Source organism: Pseudooceanicola marinus (assembly GCF_002786295.1).
In the GTDB taxonomy this organism is placed as follows: domain Bacteria; phylum Pseudomonadota; class Alphaproteobacteria; order Rhodobacterales; family Rhodobacteraceae; genus Pseudooceanicola; species Pseudooceanicola marinus.
Genome location: NZ_PGTC01000015.1, coordinates 145378 through 161616, shown reverse-complemented (window position 1 = coordinate 161616; position 16239 = coordinate 145378). Strand labels below are relative to the sequence as shown.

Below are 16239 nucleotides of genomic sequence, written 5' to 3'. Positions count from 1 at the left end.
GCCTAGTCCTCCAGCGGCACGTCCAGGCTGACCTTCGAGCGGTCCATCACCACCGAGGTGCGGAACCGTTTCACATTGCTGTCGTCGAAGAACAGCCGATGGGTCAGCGCCTGGTAGTCATCCATGTCGCGCGCCAGGGCGATCAGGGCGAAATCGGCGTCGCCGGTGATGTAGTAGCACTGCTGCACCTGCGGCTCGGCCCGGACCTTGCGGCGGAAGGCATCCAGCTGGTCGATGCGCTCGCGCTCCAGCTCCACCAGGATGACGAAGGACATGGGATACCCCAGGGCGGCGGGCGACAGCTGTGCCACGTCGGCGGCGATCACCCCCTCGGCCTTCATCGCCCGGATGCGCCGCTGTATCGTGGCGACGGAGACCCCGGCCTCGGCGGCGATGGTCTCCAGCCGCTCACGGGCGTTGGCCTGCAGCATCGACAGGATGATGCGATCGGAGGGGGCGATTTCCATGGCGACCATTTTCCTTCACATTTCGGTACATGAGTGACCGAATTTCTCACAATCCGCCATAAATGATAAGCCCACACCGCAAATTTCCCCGCTATCCTGCCCACAAGCCTCAGACGACCGGAGCCCGACCGACATGACCGATCTCGCCGCCCTCGACCGCCGTATGCGCGCCTGGCGTCACGACCTGCACGCCCATCCCGAGTTTGGCTTCGAGGAGCAGCGCACCGCCCGGCTGGTCGCCGAGGAACTGCGCGCCCTGGGGCTGGAGGTGGCCGAGGGTGTCGGCGGCACGGGCGTCGTGGGCACCCTGCGCCGGGGCGCGTCGAACCGCGCCATCGCGCTGCGCGCCGACATGGACGCCCTGCGCATCACCGAGGCGACGGGCGCGCCCTATGCCTCCACCCGGGAGGGCCTGATGCACGCCTGCGGCCACGACGGGCACACGGCAATGCTCCTGGGCGCCGCGCATCTGCTGGCGGCGCAGGAGGGCCTGGAGGGCACGGTTCAGTTCCTCTTCCAGCCGGCGGAAGAATGGGGGCGCGGGGCGCAGGCGATGCTGGATGACGGGCTGCTGACCCGCTTTCCCTTCGATGAGGTCTACGGGCTGCACAACACGCCAGGCCTGCCCATCGGCCATTTCGCCACCCGGGCAGGGCCGATCATGGCCGCCGAAGATGTCTTCGAGATCACCCTGCAGGGTCAGGGCGGCCATGCCTCCGCCCCGCACCTGGGGGCCGAGGTGATGGTGCCCGCCTGCCAGCTGGTGTTGGCCCTGCAGAACATCGTCGCGCGCCGCCTCGATCCGGCGGAGACAGCGGTGGTTTCGGTGACCGAGATCGTGACAGATGGCACCCGCAACGCCCTTCCGGGGCAGGCCCGCATCCTGGGCGACGCCCGCAGTTTCCGCCCCGAAGTCTCCGCCCGAATCGAGGCGGAGATGCGCCGCATCGCGGAGGGCACCGCCCTGCAATTCGGCCTGTCGGTCGACGTGCGCTATGGGCGTGAATTCGTCGCCACGATCAATGATGCAGATGCCACCCGCGCCTTTGCCGAAGCGGCCGGCGCGGTCTCGACCCATGTCGCGGCGGACAGTGCCCCGATCAGCGCGTCAGAGGATTTCGCCCGCTTCCTGGCGCATGTGCCCGGCTGCTTCGCCTTTCTGGGCAACGGCACCGCATCGGCCCCGCTGCACGCGGCCAACTATGATTTCAATGATAAGGCGCTGCTGCATGGCGCGCAGCTCTACGCGGCCATCGCGCGGGCGCGTCTCGCGCCCGTTACTACTAGATAGCGGCCAGATCGGCCGCGGGCGCATCTCACGTCCGCTACTACTAGATAGCAGCCAAATCGGCCGCGGGCGCGTTTCACGCCCGCCTCTGTCTGAAATCGCGGTCTATTCGGCCGCGGTCGGCGCCTCTGCAGAGCGCCCCGGCGCGACGATGCGCGCGTAGAGGCCGAACGGCAGGCAACGGCTCAGCTTGGTGAACACCCAGGCGAAAGGCCGCGGGAAGCTGACCTCCCGCTTGGCGGGATTGCGGATCAGGACCATGACGTGGCGCGCGGCCTCTTTCGGCTCCATGATCTGCGGCATCGTGAAATCGTTCTTCTCGGTCAGCCGGGTGCGGATGAAGCCGGGGTTGGCCACCTGCACATCGACGCCAGTGCCCTGCAGGTCCAGGTACATATCCTCCCCCAGATGCCGAAGCGCCGCCTTGCTGGCGCCATAGCCGATGGCACCGGGCAGGCCGCTGAATCCGGCAAGCGATCCGATCAGGACGACATGGCCCGAGTTCCGCTGCACCCAGCCCGGCACGACCTGACCCAGCAGCCGCAGCGCGCCCATGAAGTTCGCCTCGGCGATGGACTCGGCCACCGTCGCGTCCCACTCCTGCGCGCTCATCGGATCATAAAGGCCGACGGAATAAATCACCCCGTCCGCGTGGCGGGCCTTCAGGGCGGCCTCCTGGATGGCGTCGCGGTCGGTGACATCCAGCGGCAGGACCTCGCTGCCCGGCAGTTCCTCGGCCAGGGCCTGCAGACGTTCCTCGCCGCGGGCGGACAGGATCAGCTTCGCGCCCAGGCGGTGCATCTCACGAGCCACTTCGCGCCCCAGCCCCTCGCTGGCACCGACGATCCAATAGGTCTTGTCCTTGACGGGGCGTGACGGCATCGACAGCTTTCCTTCTTCAATCTTTAAAACAGCCTCACGCGCGATCACGCAAAGGGTCTCAACCAAACCAACTCCGGGGGCCGGAAAGGAGTTTCAGCAAGCTAATCAATTCCATCCGTAAATCCCCCCTTTTCAGGGGGGTATCGGCAATTTTCCGCTCAAGGAAGGCACAGGACCGGGCGCACAGGGCAAACTGGCGCCACTGCGCGCGGGTTTCACACCGGGCTGATGCGCATAAGATACCGGTCCCGGCGCTCAGGCCACGTTTTGCCTGGACAGTCCGGCCCCTGTCGTCGCGGCGGCTCCGGCATGGGCCAGCTCCACTTGCAGGACCTGGGTCTGCCCCACCTCGAACGACCCGGCACAGATGCCGAGGTAATAGCGCCAGCTGCGCAGGAAGGCCTCGCCATACCCCAGGCGGGCGATCCGCCCGGCCTCGGCATCCATCCGTTCCAGCCAGGTGCGGCAGGTGCGGGCGTAGTCCGGCCCGAAGGCGAAGGAGTTGCGCAGCTGCAACCCGGCGCGGGCGGCGGCCTCGCGGATCTGCCCTTCGGACAGCAGCATGCCCCCCGGGAAGGCGTGCTGGCGGATGTAGTCAGACCCCTGCCGATAGGTCGGGAAGTAATGATCGGAGACAGTGATCGCCTGCACAACGGCCCGCCCGCCCTCGGACAGCCGCGCCTTCAGCGTCTCGAAGAAGGTCGGCCAGTAGCGTTCGCCCACGGCCTCGATCATCTCGATCGACACGATGCCGTCGAAGGTGCCGTCACTGTCGCGGTAGTCGCGCAGCTGGATATCGGCCCGGCCATCGAGCCGCGCATCCGCATAGCCCTTCTGCGCCGGAGAGATGGTCAGCCCGGTCACGTGCCGCCCCTGTTCGGCGGCGCGTTCCGCAAAGCCGCCCCAGCCACACCCCACCTCCAACAGCCGCTCGCCACCGCCCACCTTTTCCAGGATCCGGTCATACTTGCGGTACTGGGCGCGTTGCAGGTCGTCGTCCCCCGGGGCGAAGAGAGCCGAGGAATAGGTCATCGACGGGTCCAGCCAAAGCTGGAAGAACTCGTTTCCCACATCATAATGCGCCTGGATGTTCTTCGATGCGCCGCTTTTGGAATTGGCCCGCAGGATGCGGTCCACCGCGCGGAACTTCAGCGCCTGCCAAGGCCCGGCATAGGCGTACCGGCCGAACTGGTCGAGGTTCTGCAGCGCCAGCGCGGTCAGCGCCTCGATCGACGGCGTGTCCCAGAGACCGGCCACATAGGCCTCCCCCAGGCCCACGTCGCCGCGTGCCAGCGCCGCGGTGACGGCGGCCCAGTCGTTGATCCGGAACTCTGCCTCGATGCCCTCGCGCCCGAAATGGTGGGTCTCGCCCTCCGGGGTGATGACGGTCAGGCGGCCTGTCTCGATCTCCTCGCAGCTGGCCAGGAAGTCACGTTTCACGCGGGACGTAATCAGGGGCATGTCAGGTGATCTCCTCGGTCGGGGGCTCTGGGCGGGTACGGTAGTTTGCCCCTTTCAGCTTCAGACGCAATGCCTGCCAGTAGATCAGGGAAAGAACGCGGGCCCCGCCAAAGGGTCGTCTGAGAGCTGCGCGAAGCAGCCCCCAGGACGTCAACCTACGACGGGGCCCGGCCAAGGTGGCGAACAGGGTCTCCCCTCCCTCTTCGCCGTGGAGGATAAGGATCGAAACCCTCTCCTCTCCCATGTGAAACCGGAAGCTATAGTGCCCGGCGATTTCGCGAAAGGGGGAAACGTGAAAGACTTTGGTCGTATGGACAGTGTCGGTCTTCTCGATTTCCGCGAATCCCGGCTTGGCACAGAGGTAGCTGTGGCGATCGCCGAAGGTGTTGTTCACCTCGGCGATGACGGCAATCAGGGCGGGGCGGCCCTCGCGGGTCTCGAAGGCCATCCAGAAGGACACGGGGTTGAAGACCATGCCGAGGAAGGACGGCTGGGTCAGCAACAGCAACTGGTCGACCCGGTTCATGTCCAACCCCTGCGCCGCCAGCACGCGGCGCGCCCATGGCGCCCCCTCGCCATCGCCGCGCGGCCCACCATGGTCACGGTCCTGAACGGCGGCGAAGCCACGGGCATTGCGGGCAAACAGGCGTGGGCCGGCCTGGCTGTCGGGATCGATCAGCACGTAATCCACCCCGTAGCGGAAGCTGTGTTCGGCGCTGCCCTTGCAGGCATGAACGGTGGTGCCGGGGATGTGTTCGGGCCAGCGGGTCATGCCACCGCCTGACGGCCGGCGGGTTCGGGCAGCGGATCCAGCGCCCGCACCACGCGCATGGCGCTGGCAAAGCCGTCCTCGTGGAAACCATGGCGCAGCCAGGCACCGGCGTACCAGGTGGCGTTCTGCCCCTGGATCAACCCTATGCGGTTTTGCGCCTCCAGGGCGGCGGCATCGAAAACCGGGTGGCGGAAGGTCTTCTCGTCGTAGATCGCCTCCTCACGCACCGGCACCACCGGGTTGAGCGAGACGAAAAGCGGATCGCTCTCGTCGATGTTCTGCAGTTTGTTCATCCAGTAGGTCACGCCGATGGCCTGTTGCCGCTGGCGGGTGTCGGCCTTGTAGACCCAGGAGGACCAGCAGGCACGGCGGCGCGGCATCTGCGCCGCGTCGCAATGCAGCACCGCGTGGTTGTCCTGGTAGCGCACGGCGGTGAGCGCCGCCTGTTCTTCCTCGCTGGGCTGCGCCAGCAGCACCAGCGCTTCGTCCGAATGGCAGGCCAGGATCACCTGGTCGAAGGCCTCGGGCTCCTGCCCCGGGGTCAGGACCTGCGGCACCGGGCCGTCCCGGCGGACCGCCTGCACCGGTGCGCCCGTGCGGATCGTGACGCCGCGTGCGATTATCGAGGCCTCCAGACGGCGGACGTATTCCACCGACCCGCCGGACACGGTCCACCACTGGTGCTGGCCGGTCGTCGACAGCAGCGCGTGGTTGCGGAAGAAGCGGACAAGCGCGGCGGCTGGGAAATCCTCGATCCGGTCGGGGGCGGTGGACCAGATCGCGCCCGAGATGGGCTTCAGGTAATAATCGCGGAACCAGGACCCCAGGCGCAGGTGGCGCATCAGATCGCCCATCGACATCTCGGGATGGGCGGCCACGACAGCCTCGGCCCGGGCGTTGAACCGCAGGATATCGCGCACCATCGCGGCGAAGCCGGGCCGCGCCAGGTTGCGCCGCTGGCCGATCAGGGCGGCCGGCGTCTGCAGCCCGTATTCCACGCGGCCATTGTCGATCGTGGCGCCGAAGGACATGTCGGAGCGTTCCACCGGCACGTCGAGGTCGCGGAACATCGCGGTCAGATGCGGATAGTTGGCGTAATTGAAGACGATGAAACCGGTATCCACCGGCTGATCGCCCCGCTTGCCGGCGATCACCGTGCGCGCGTGGCCGCCCAGGCGGGGTGCGGCCTCGAACAGGGTCACCCGGTGCTGCGGCGCCAGCCGCCAGGCCGCCGCCATGCCCGATATGCCGCCACCGATCACGGCGATCCGCTGCGGGCGATTGGAAAGGGCATCGAAGGACATGGGCGCTCCTGGCTGTCGCCGAACAGTTTTTCCGGCGTGTTTCATGAAGACTACGGGCGGCCCGCCGGATCGGTTCACATGCGGCGCCAGTTTTTCGCAGGATTTTTTCGCCCGTCTGTGATCCGACCTGCCTGCGCCCGCGTATCCTGTCCATGTTGAACCAAGATCCGATGCCTGCGACACTCGACCGGCAACGGCCCGCCCTGATGGCGCGGCCGCCTCGCCGGAACGAAAGGCCGCAGTTGGATCAAGACCAGGACCTAACGGAGCAGACGAGCTGGATGCTGGCCGTGCGTGACAATCGGGACCGGGCGGCCTTCGCCCGGCTCTTCGCTCACTTCGCGCCCCGCGTGAAGGGCATGCTGATGCGTTCCGGCATGGGCGCGGCGGCGGCCGAGGATGTGGTGCAGGACGTCATGCTGGCGGTCTGGCACAAGGCGCATCAGTTCGATCCGGCACGGGCCCAGGTGTCCGGCTGGGTCTACCGCATCGCCCGGAACCGCCAGGTCGACCTGGCCCGCAAGGCCGGGCGCCCCCTGCCCGAGGAGGTCGAGACGGAAACCCCGCCCGAGGCCGACCCGGGCGCGATCCTGGGCCTGGCCCAGGAAGCCGGTGAACTGCGCGCCGCCCTGGCCCGACTGACCCCGGATCAGCGCGAGGTGATCTCGCGCGCCTACCTGGGCGACCTGACCCACGGCGAGATCCGCGAAGAGACCGGGCTGCCGCTCGGGACGATCAAGTCGCGCATCCGGCTGGGACTGGAACGCCTGCGCCACGAGTTGAAGGACCTACGACGCGAATGACCAAGATCGCGCATCATATCCCGGACGAAATGCTGGCCGCCTATGCCGCCGGCCGTCTGCCCGCGACCTTCGAGATGATCGTCGCGGCCCATGTGTCGATGTGCGACGCCTGCCGCGCCGCACTGGAAACCCATGAGATGCTGGGCGGCACCCTGATGGAAACCGCCGCCCCCGCCGCGCCACTGGAAGGCGACCTGCTGGAACGCACCCTGGCGCAACTGGACGCCCCGGTGGAGGCCGATGGTGCGGCCCGCACGCCCCCGGCCCGCATGGGCATCTACCCCGGCCCGGTGGCCGAGGCGCTGCACCACGGCCCGCCTCGCTGGCGCGCCGCCGGCGGCGGCGTGCGCCAGCAGATCCTGGCGGAAGACGGCAAGAGCTCCGTCCGGCTGCTCTACATTCCCGGCGGCCAGGCGGTGCCCGATCACGGCCACGGCGGCACCGAACTGACCATGGTGCTGCAGGGCGCCTTCCATGACGAGACCGGCCATTTCGGCCCCGGCGATGTGGAGGTGGCGGACGAAAGCCTGGAGCATACGCCCATTGCCGATGCGGGCGCGGCCTGCATCTGCCTGGCGGCCACGGACGCCCGGCTGCGGTTCCGCTCTCTGCTGCCCCGCCTGGCGCAGCCCTTCCTGCGGATCTGACCCGGCCTGCGCCGGCGTCGCTGCGCGAACAAATCAGGCCGTTTTCCCGCCATCCCTTGTTGCCACGCTCGGCGATACTCTGCCTGTCCACTGGACAGTGGGGGCTGCGTCTGTGAGACTTCGCGGTCTCCGGTCCGCCGGACACCCCGCCCGCGTCCCGGAATGGTCCGGGGCCACGACAACGGAGTTTGAATGCAAGCCCAGGTCATCGCCGCCGTCCTCCTTCTGCCCTTCGCCCTCGCCTTTCTCTATGCCGCCTTCCACGAGTTCCGGCGGTACAAGTCGGAAGGGCGTGCCAACTACGGGCTGGTCTACAACGAGGAAACGGGAACGACCCATGTGACCGGCATCGAAGAGGGCGAAGACGGGTTTGACCCCGGGGATTTCGATCCCAACGATTATAACGACCCCGAAATCAACAGCACGGCGGATGATCCCGGAGAGGCGGAGGACGCCGATCCCGAGGACAGCCGAAAGAACGCCTAGGCGCCTGCGCGGACAGGCACTGTCCCCAGACAGACCCCCAGCATGCCGTTCCCGCCCGCCGCAAAGGAATCGTTGCGCGCGGCCACATATTTCCGTATTTCATGAAATATGGAAATGGATGCTGCCGATACACTTGCCATTCTTGGCCACCCGCAACGCCTGCGGGTCTGGCGCCTGCTGATGCGGCGCTACCCCCAGGCCGTGCCCGCTGGTGAAATCGCCGAGGCGACCGGGCTGAAACCCTCGACCCTGTCGGTCTACCTCTCCTCGCTGCGCGTCAACGGGCTGATCGAGCAGGAACGCGAGGGCACCTCGCTGCGCTACCGCGCGGGCATGTCGGCGGCCAATGACCTGCTCGACTACCTCTTTGCCGATTGCTGCCGCAGCCGGCCCGAAACCTGCCTGACCGGCGCCACCGGGGGACCTTTCGACATGGCTGATCGCAAGCTGAACGTGCTGTTCATCTGCACCGCCAATTCCGCCCGCTCCCTCTTTGCCGAGGCGCTGCTGCGCGACATCGCGGGGGACCGGTTCAACGTCTATTCCGCCGGCACCGCGCCCGCGGGCCAGCCCAACCCCTTCGCCCTGCGCCTGCTGCAGGACAAAGGGTTCGACACCGCGCCGCTGCGGTCGAAGAACATGGATGAATTCCAGGGGCCTGACGCGCCGGTGATGGATTTCGTCTTCACCGTCTGCGACCAGGCCGCGAACGAGGAATGCCCGGCCTGGGACGGCCAGCCGATCAGCGCCCACTGGGGCCTGCCCGACCCGGCCAAGGCCATGGGATCGGACGCCGAACGGGCGCTCGCCTTCCAGCAGGCCTTCGGGATCCTGCAGAACCGCCTGCACGGCTTCGCCGCCCTGCCGATGGACAGCCTCGACCGGATCTCGCTGCAACGCGCCGTCGACGACCTGGCCCTCACCGACAAGGAACCCGCCGCATGACCACCTATGCTCTGAACGGCCTCGGCCGGATGGGAAAGCTCGCCCTGCGCCCCCTGCTGGAAAGCGGCGCCCAGATCGCCTGGATCAACGACGCCCTGGGCGATCCGGAGATGCACGCGCATCTGCTGGAGTTCGACAGCGTGCATGGCCGCTGGCCCGCGACCTTCGCCCATGACACGGACAGCGTGACCATCGACGGCACCCGCCTGCCCTTCGTCGGCGCCCGCGACATCGCGGATCTGCCGCTGGAGGCCGTGGACGTGGTCATCGACTGCACAGGCGTCTTCAAGACAGAGGCGAAGATCGCCCCCTATTTCGAGGCCGGTGTGAAAAAGGTCGTCGTCTCGGCCCCCGTCAAGGATGGCCCCACGGCGAACATCGTCTACGGCGTGAACGATCACGACTACGACCCGGCACAGCACCGCATCGTCACCGCCGCCAGTTGCACCACCAACTGTCTGGCGCCGGTGGTGAAGGTCATCCACGAAGCCTTAGGCATCCGCCACGGCTCGATCACCACGATCCACGACGTGACCAACACCCAGACCATGGTCGACAGGCCGGCCAAGGATCTGCGCCGGGCGCGCTCGGCGCTGAATTCGATGATCCCGACGACCACCGGCTCGGCCAAGGCGATCACGCAGATCTTCCCCGAGCTGACCGGCCGCCTGAACGGCCACGCGGTGCGCATCCCGCTGCTGAACGCCTCGCTGACCGACTGCGTCTTCGAGGTTGAGCGCGAGACCACCGTGGAAGAGGTCAACGCCCTGCTGCAGGCCGCCGCCGAAGGGCCGCTGGCGGGCATCCTGGGCTATGAGACGCGGCCGCTGGTCTCTTCCGATTTCCTCAACGATGCGCGCTCGTCCATCATCGACGCGCCGTCGACCATGGTTGTGAATGGCACCCAGGTGAAGATCTACGCCTGGTACGATAACGAGTGGGGCTACGCGAACCGTCTAGTGGACGTGGCGCGCATGGTTGGGGACAGGCTGTGACCGCGACACGTCCCGATGGCCTTGCGGCCTATGTCGCGGTCACGGCCGCCTATTGGGCCTTCATGCTGTCCGACGGCGCCCTGCGGATGCTGGTGCTGCTGCACTTTCACACGCTGGGCTTCTCGCCGGTGCAGCTGGCCTACCTGTTCCTGCTCTATGAACTGGCAGGCATCATCACCAACCTCTCAGCCGGCTGGATCGCCGCGCGGTTTGGCCTGACCAAGACGCTCTACGCGGGTCTTGGCATTCAGGTCGCGGCGCTGGTGGCGCTGGCGCAGCTGGATCCGGGCTGGACCCTCTGGGGGTCCGTCGCCTTCGTGATGGCGGTGCAGGGGGCCTCGGGCGTGGCCAAGGACCTGGCGAAGATGTCGTCGAAATCAGCGGTGAAGCTGCTGGCGCCCAAGGGCAATGGCGGGCTCTTTCGCTGGGTCGCGGTGCTGACGGGCTCGAAGAACGCGGTGAAGGGGCTGGGGTTCCTTCTGGGCGCGGCCCTGCTGGGCCTCCTGGGCTTCGTCGCCTCGGTCTGGGCCATGGCGGGCGTGCTGGCGGTGATCCTGCTGGCCGTCGCCTGCTTCATGCCCGCAGGCCTGCCGCAGGGCCGCAAGGGCACCAAGTTCGCCGAGGTCTTTTCCAAGGATGCCAACGTCAACTGGCTGTCCTTCGCCCGCGTCTTCCTGTTCGGCGCGCGCGACGTGTGGTTCGTCGTCGGCATCCCGATCTACTTCTATGCCGTGCTGTCGGACGGGTCGGAGGCAGGGAACCGCGCGGCCTTCTTCACCATCGGCACCTTCATGGCGGTCTGGACGATCCTCTACGGCGCCGTACAGGCCTCCGCGCCGAGGCTGCTGCGCGCCGCCAGCCGCCCCGAGGGCGAGCTGATCCGCGCCGCGCGGGGCTGGGTCGGCGCCCTGGTGGCGATCCCGGCGCTTCTGGCGGCGCTGGTGGCGGCGGCCGGCGATCCGGCGCCTTGGCTGACGGTGACACTGGTGGCGGGGCTGCTGGTCTTCGGCGCGGTCTTCGCCGTGAACTCCTCGCTGCACAGCTACCTGATCCTGGCCTTCACCAGCGGTGAGCGGGTGACGATGGACGTGGGGTTCTACTACATGGCCAATGCCGCCGGGCGCCTCTTGGGCACGCTGCTGTCGGGGCTCAGCTACCAGCTGGGCGGGCTGCCCGCCTGCCTCGGCGTGGCGGCGCTGTTGCTGCTGCTGTCGCGGGTCGGCGCCGGGCGGCTGGACGCCGGGGCGCAGGCGCAGCCGGCCTAGGCCGCGCCCAGCACCCGACCGGCCCGCATCCGCGCGGCCAGGATATGCACCAGCGCGCCCAGCCCGTAGAACAGGACGGAAAACACCACCAGCCCGGCGAAATCGAAGGCCCCGGTCATCGCCAGCAGGATCGGCGTCCCGCTGAGGTTGCCCACGTTGCCCATCTGCGCCAGCACCCCGTTGGCCAGCGCCCGGTCCGCCGGATCGGCGTTGATCTGGGGCACGGAGGCGAAACCGCCGCTCTGCATGAAGCCCATGGCGATGAACAGCACCGCCGGCACCCAGACCACGCCCGGCGCCAGCACCAGCAGCACGACCGAGGCCGCGGCCATGATGTAGCCCGCGATGGCCACCGGCACCGCGCGGAACAGCTTCAGCGCCAGCGCGCCCAACGTCAGGGCCGAGACGATGCCCACGAGCGGCAGGAGCGTCATCTGCATCTCCCGCGTGGCCTCGGGCAGGAAAGTCGGCAGCACCGTCATCAGCGCGACGAAGTTGATGGCGTAGAACAGCCAGGCCACGCCCGACGCCGCGATGAAGGGCGAGGAATAGGCGGTGGCGTGGCGATCCAGGATCATCCGCAGGCCCAGCCGTTCGCCCGGGTGGGCCACCTCGCCATCGGGAACGGCGCGATCATCGGGCAGCAGCGCCCAGAGAAGCGCGGCCATGACCAGCAGGAAGCCGCCATGCGTGGCCAGCACCAGCTGCACCCCGCCCACGCCCAGCATCCAGGGGCCGACGGCGGCATAGATCGCGAAGGTCACGCCGAAGTAGGTCCCCCAGAGCGTCATCGCCATGGGGCGCGAACGGTCGTCGGTGATCTCCGCCAGCAGGGTCGGCGCGGCGACGACGATGGCCAGGTGCGGCAGACCTTCCAGCGCCCGCAGCACCAGCATCACCGGCAGCGGCGGCAACAGCATCTCCAGCCCGGAGATCACCGCGCCCGCCACCAGCGCCCAGATCAGCGTGCGGCGAAAGCCGACGCGCGTGACCACCATGCCGACCAGCAGGCCCAGAAGGACCCCCATCAGCGACACCAGCGACACCAGGAAGCCGAGCGCCGCGCCCCCCTGCGGGTACACCCCTTCCCAGGCATGGAACAGAACCGAAACCTTGCCGAATTGCGCCGCGGCCCCCATGCCCGCGCAGAACAGCAGGACGACGCGCAGCCAGGTGATCACGCGGCGCCGCCTTCGTCCTCGGGGCCACCCTCTTCCGTCGGATCACCCAGGTCCTTGCGGCCCGGGATCTCGCTGCGCTTGGTGCCGGCACCTTCCCAGCTCTCGATCGCCTCCAGCGCTTCCTCGGCGGTTTCTACGAAGCGGAAGAGGTCGAGGTCCTCAGGCGAAATGGTGCCCGCCTCCACCAGCTTCTCGAAGTTGATGACCCCTTCCCAGAAGCTGCGGCCGAAGAACAGCACCGGCTGGCGCTCCATCCGGCCGGTCTGGATCAGGGTCAGCGCCTCGAAGGTCTCATCCAGCGTGCCGAAGCCGCCGGGGAAGACGCAGACGGCGCGGGCGCGCATCAGGAAATGCATCTTGCGCACAGCGAAATAGTGGAAGTTGAAGGTCAGCTCGGGCGTGACATAGCGGTTGGGCACCTGTTCGTGCGGCAGCACGATGGACAGGCCGACGGAGCGCCCCCCGGCCTCATGGGCGCCCTTGTTGCCCGCCTCCATCACGCCGGGGCCGCCCCCGGTGCAGACCACCCAGTCGGTGCCGCCCGCGTCCAGCGACTTCTTCGTCACCAGCGCCGCCAGCCGCTCCGCCTGGGTGTAATAGGTGGCCAACTTCGCCATCGGATGCCCTTCGGGCACCACCCCGGGCGCCCGGATGCGCGCGCCGCCGAACAGCACCACGGTGGAGTTGATCCCCGCCTCGTCCAGCGCCAGCTCGGGCTTCATCAGCTCCAGCTGCAGCCGGACCGAACGCATCTCGTCGCGCAGCAGGAATTCCTCGTCCGCATAGGCCAGCCGGTAGCTGGGCGACATGGTCTGCGGCGTCTGTTCGACATAGCGGGCGGTCGTCTTGTCGTCATGGGCGTCGCGGAAACGGGAATGGCGGCTGTCGTGGCTCATGGTCTTTCCTTCAATGACCCGACCTGCCTAGCGCAGGCCGCGCCCGGGCGCCATGGGGGATGGTCGGATCATCGGGCAAGTGGCGGGCAAGGGCGGATCTGCCTGCAACGGTGGCGCAACCCTCGGCACCCTGCGCCGCCGGGACGTCCCGCCCGGCCGGGCGCCGGGGTACTTCCTTCGCCAAAGAGCCCCAAGGTGTCGCTGCATGCAATTGCGGTGCGGGCGGCAAGCGCTTATACCGCGCTGGACCGAATTCATCGCCTGACGTTCCCGGAGGAAGACCATGTCCAACGCCCAGCTCGAAGCTGCCATCGAAGCCGCCTGGGAGGCGCGCGACCAGATCACCCCCGCCACCGAAGGCGAAACCCGCGAGGCGATCGAAGCCACGCTGAACGCGCTGGACAGCGGCAAGCTGCGCGTCGCCGAGAAGGGCGAAGACGGCAACTGGCACGTCAACCAGTGGGCCAAGAAGGCCGTCCTGCTGGGCTTCCGCATCAAGGACATGGAACCCCACGCCGGCGGCCCGCAGGGCTCCACCTGGTGGGACAAGGTCGACAGCAAGTTCTTCGGCTGGGGCGAGAAGGAATGGAAGGACGCGGGCTTCCGCGCCGTGCCCAACTGCGTCGTGCGCAAATCCGCCTTCATCGCGCCGGGCACCGTGCTGATGCCCTCCTTCGTGAACCTGGGCGCCTATGTCGACAGCGGCACCATGGTCGACACCTGGGCCACCGTCGGCAGCTGCGCACAGATCGGCAAGAACTGCCACATCTCGGGCGGCGCGGGCATCGGCGGCGTGCTGGAACCGCTGCAGGCAGGTCCCGTCATCATCGAGGACAACTGCTTCATCGGGGCACGCTCCGAAGTGGCCGAAGGCGTGATCGTGCGCGAAGGCTCGGTGCTGGGCATGGGCGTCTACCTCGGACAGTCCACCAAGATCGTCGACCGCGAAACCGGCGAAGTCTCCTACGGCGAAGTGCCGCCCTATTCCGTCGTCGTCGCGGGCACCATGCCGTCGAAGAACGGCGTGAACCTCTACTGCGCCGTCATCGTGAAGCGCGTGGATGAACGCACCCGCTCCAAGACCGGCGTGAACGAGCTGCTGCGCGACTGATCGCGCCTCGCCCGCTGACGCGGCGCCACGGATCGGCCCGTCTCCCCGGGGAGGCGGGCCTTTTTCGTGGCTGCGCCCACACGGGCCAAAGGGTGTGGCCTCAGGGAACCGCAACGCCTTGATCCACGTTGTCATCGAAACGGGCCCCACGCGGGCACAGACACGGACAGGAGAGAACACATGGTCGGCATCGGCTGGTTTCTGGCAATCATCCTCGGCGCCCTGGCGGGCTGGATCGCGGAGAAGATCATGAACTCCAGCATGGGGCTTCTGATGAACATCGTGATGGGCATCATCGGCGCCGTGGTGGGCAATTTCCTTCTGACCGCCATTGTCGGCGCCACGCTTTACGGCATCATCGGCCAGATGATCGTGGCCGTGCTGGGCGCCTGCCTGCTGATCGCCATCGTGCGCGGCCTGCGCCGGGCCTGACAGGGCCAAGAGCTGACAGGGCAAAGAGCCGACAGGGGCAAGAGAATGCAAGATGCGTGAAGGGCGGGGCTACTCCGCCCTTTTTGCGTTGGTGTCGCGGTCGTCTTCGTCGGCAGGCTGCGGCAGGTGGCCCGCCAGGTTCGGGGGCCGATAGTCGGGCCGAGCCTGCAGGCGCGTCGCGACACTGGGATGGATCGTTGCGCCCTCCGGTATGTGCCGATAGGCCCCGAGGGGCCAGTTCAGCCCGAGGAAGCGGCGCCCCGGCGCCCCGCGATCGAGGGACGGCCAGAGCTCCAGCGGCCACCAGCCCCAGGTCAGCGAGACGTTCTGATCGGCGGTCGGGTCCGGAGCGACGTATTTGTCCCCCTCGGTCGCCCCAAGGACCAGGCGGTTCACGCTGCGGGTCTTGTAGCGCAGCCCCGCGGCCTGCGTCTCCTCGATGAGCCAGGCCAGGGGGATCTTGCCCAGCTGGCTACGCGCCTCCTCGTAGCCACCGCCCACGTCGCCATGGACACCGGCGAACCAGACCTCCTTGGCATCCTGCGGCTCTCCGCTGCCGGGTTTGGCAAAGGGTTTGCGCACCTCGCGATCCGGCCCCCACAGCGCAGCCCGATACATCGAGCGGCGCTCGTCTATGGCCACGGCATGACGCAGGAATCGGACGGACGGGTTGTTGGCCGTATAGGCGTGATGCTTCAGCCGGATGCCGCGCCGCCCCCATTCAATCACGCTGGCCACGGTGTCCATCAGGGCCAGACCGGCCACAGCCACCTTCTGCGGGCGCAAGGCTCGATCATGCAGACGGATCTCGGCGAAGGCCGCCTCGGCATCCGCGTCTTCCCTCGCCCCGGCGCCCTCTCCGATGCCCTTGTAGGCGCGATAGGCATAGTCCAGCAGGTTCATCTGTTCGGGCCGCAGCACGCCGAAGGCATGCAGGAACCCCGCCAGCACCCGCGCCGTGTAGGCGCCCCGCGAGAACCCCATTAGCCAGATCCGGTCCGCGTCCTCGCCACCCTCCCCGTGCTCGTAGTTGGCGCAGAGAAAACGGTAGGCCTCCTTCACGTTGCGATCCATGCCGCTGCCGGTGGCCATGCCCCAGATCTCGGCGGTGCGCCGCCGCAGCCGGGACCAGGCGTTCTGGGCCTCCAGCGTCCCGACCCCGGGGTCGTAGTAGACCAGCTGCGCCTCGTCGCTCTTGAGGCACCCGTAAAGGCGCAGGACATTCGTTCGCTTGCGCCCGATCTCGTTCGATGTCCCGTCCAGCAGGATCACGATGTCCTTGGCCATGCCCGCGCCCTTCCCGA

At 67.8% G+C, this 16239-nt stretch carries 17 protein-coding genes; 9 read left to right on the top strand and 8 right to left on the bottom strand.

Annotated elements, in window-relative coordinates; translation table 11 throughout:
- Positions 1–2: 2 nt before the first annotated feature.
- Entirely contained in the window at positions 3–467 is a 465-nt protein-coding gene (locus CVM50_RS10010; protein WP_085889283.1) for an Lrp/AsnC family transcriptional regulator, read from the bottom strand.
- 133 nt (positions 468–600) lie between these two features.
- On the opposite strand from CVM50_RS10010, the gene CVM50_RS10005 reads away from it, so the two are divergent.
- Positions 601–1758: an amidohydrolase gene (locus CVM50_RS10005; RefSeq protein ID WP_085889124.1), complete on the top strand. Its 1158-nt coding sequence runs from the start codon at positions 601–603 to the stop codon at positions 1756–1758.
- Positions 1759–1860: 102 nt separating this feature from the next.
- Here CVM50_RS10005 and CVM50_RS10000 read toward each other — a convergent pair whose 3' ends face one another.
- The 4 genes from CVM50_RS10000 to CVM50_RS09985 form a co-directional block, all read right to left on the bottom strand.
- Positions 1861–2637 carry an SDR family NAD(P)-dependent oxidoreductase gene (locus CVM50_RS10000; RefSeq protein ID WP_085889125.1) on the bottom strand — a complete coding sequence of 259 codons (777 nt, stop codon included), beginning with the start codon at positions 2635–2637 and terminating at the stop codon, positions 1861–1863.
- Positions 2638–2892: 255 nt separating this feature from the next.
- The gene (locus tag CVM50_RS09995; RefSeq protein ID WP_085889126.1) at positions 2893–4098 is read right to left on the bottom strand and encodes an SAM-dependent methyltransferase; all 1206 of its coding nucleotides are present in this window, start codon (positions 4096–4098) and stop codon (positions 2893–2895) included.
- A gap of 1 nt (position 4099) precedes the next feature.
- Positions 4100–4870 carry a DUF1365 domain-containing protein gene (locus tag CVM50_RS09990; RefSeq protein ID WP_085889127.1) on the bottom strand — a complete coding sequence of 257 codons (771 nt, stop codon included), beginning with the start codon at positions 4868–4870 and terminating at the stop codon, positions 4100–4102.
- Positions 4867–6174, bottom strand: a complete 1308-nt coding sequence (locus CVM50_RS09985) for an NAD(P)/FAD-dependent oxidoreductase (protein ID WP_085889128.1) — start codon at positions 6172–6174, stop codon at positions 4867–4869. The genes CVM50_RS09990 and CVM50_RS09985 overlap by 4 nt, the downstream gene beginning before the upstream one ends.
- Positions 6175–6416: 242 nt before the next feature.
- Between CVM50_RS09985 and CVM50_RS09980 the strand changes: the two genes are divergently transcribed.
- The 6 genes from CVM50_RS09980 (at position 6417) to arsJ (ending at position 11315) form a co-directional block, all read left to right on the top strand.
- Complete coding sequence (locus tag CVM50_RS09980; protein ID WP_306372317.1) at positions 6417–6977, top strand: sigma-70 family RNA polymerase sigma factor; 561 nt, start codon at positions 6417–6419, stop codon at positions 6975–6977.
- A complete protein-coding gene (locus tag CVM50_RS09975) occupies positions 6974–7624 on the top strand; it encodes a ChrR family anti-sigma-E factor (RefSeq protein WP_085889130.1) in 651 nt (216 codons plus the stop codon). The genes CVM50_RS09980 and CVM50_RS09975 overlap by 4 nt, the downstream gene beginning before the upstream one ends.
- A 192-nt stretch (positions 7625–7816) precedes the next feature.
- On the top strand, positions 7817–8110 hold the full coding sequence (locus CVM50_RS09970; RefSeq protein WP_085889131.1) for a hypothetical protein: 294 nt from the start codon (positions 7817–7819) through the stop codon (positions 8108–8110).
- Positions 8111–8218: 108 nt separating this feature from the next.
- Positions 8219–9055, top strand: coding sequence for an arsenate reductase/protein-tyrosine-phosphatase family protein (locus CVM50_RS09965; RefSeq protein ID WP_085889132.1), 837 nt, complete (start codon positions 8219–8221; stop codon positions 9053–9055).
- Positions 9052–10050: an ArsJ-associated glyceraldehyde-3-phosphate dehydrogenase gene (locus CVM50_RS09960; RefSeq protein WP_085889133.1), complete on the top strand. Its 999-nt coding sequence runs from the start codon at positions 9052–9054 to the stop codon at positions 10048–10050. The genes CVM50_RS09965 and CVM50_RS09960 overlap by 4 nt, the downstream gene beginning before the upstream one ends.
- Entirely contained in the window at positions 10047–11315 is a 1269-nt protein-coding gene (gene arsJ, locus CVM50_RS09955; RefSeq protein ID WP_085889134.1) for an organoarsenical effux MFS transporter ArsJ, read from the top strand. Before CVM50_RS09960 ends, arsJ begins: the two co-directional genes overlap by 4 nt.
- On the opposite strand, the gene CVM50_RS09950 is transcribed toward arsJ, so the two are convergent.
- Positions 11312–12496: an MFS transporter gene (locus tag CVM50_RS09950; RefSeq protein ID WP_085889135.1), complete on the bottom strand. Its 1185-nt coding sequence runs from the start codon at positions 12494–12496 to the stop codon at positions 11312–11314. The two genes, arsJ and CVM50_RS09950, sit on opposite strands and share 4 nt — an antisense overlap.
- Positions 12493–13392: an LOG family protein gene (locus tag CVM50_RS09945; protein WP_085889136.1), complete on the bottom strand. Its 900-nt coding sequence runs from the start codon at positions 13390–13392 to the stop codon at positions 12493–12495. Before CVM50_RS09945 ends, CVM50_RS09950 begins: the two co-directional genes overlap by 4 nt.
- Positions 13393–13675: 283 nt before the next feature.
- Between CVM50_RS09945 and dapD the strand changes: the two genes are divergently transcribed.
- Complete coding sequence (gene dapD / locus CVM50_RS09940; RefSeq protein WP_085889137.1) at positions 13676–14503, top strand: 2,3,4,5-tetrahydropyridine-2,6-dicarboxylate N-succinyltransferase; 828 nt, start codon at positions 13676–13678, stop codon at positions 14501–14503.
- A gap of 180 nt (positions 14504–14683) precedes the next feature.
- On the top strand, positions 14684–14935 hold the full coding sequence (locus tag CVM50_RS09935; protein WP_085889138.1) for a GlsB/YeaQ/YmgE family stress response membrane protein: 252 nt from the start codon (positions 14684–14686) through the stop codon (positions 14933–14935).
- Positions 14936–15004: 69 nt separating this feature from the next.
- Here CVM50_RS09935 and CVM50_RS09930 read toward each other — a convergent pair whose 3' ends face one another.
- Positions 15005–16222 (bottom strand): DUF2235 domain-containing protein, encoded by a 1218-nt coding sequence (locus CVM50_RS09930; protein WP_085889139.1) that lies wholly within the window; start codon positions 16220–16222, stop codon positions 15005–15007.
- Between the last annotated feature and the right edge of the window lie 17 nt (positions 16223–16239).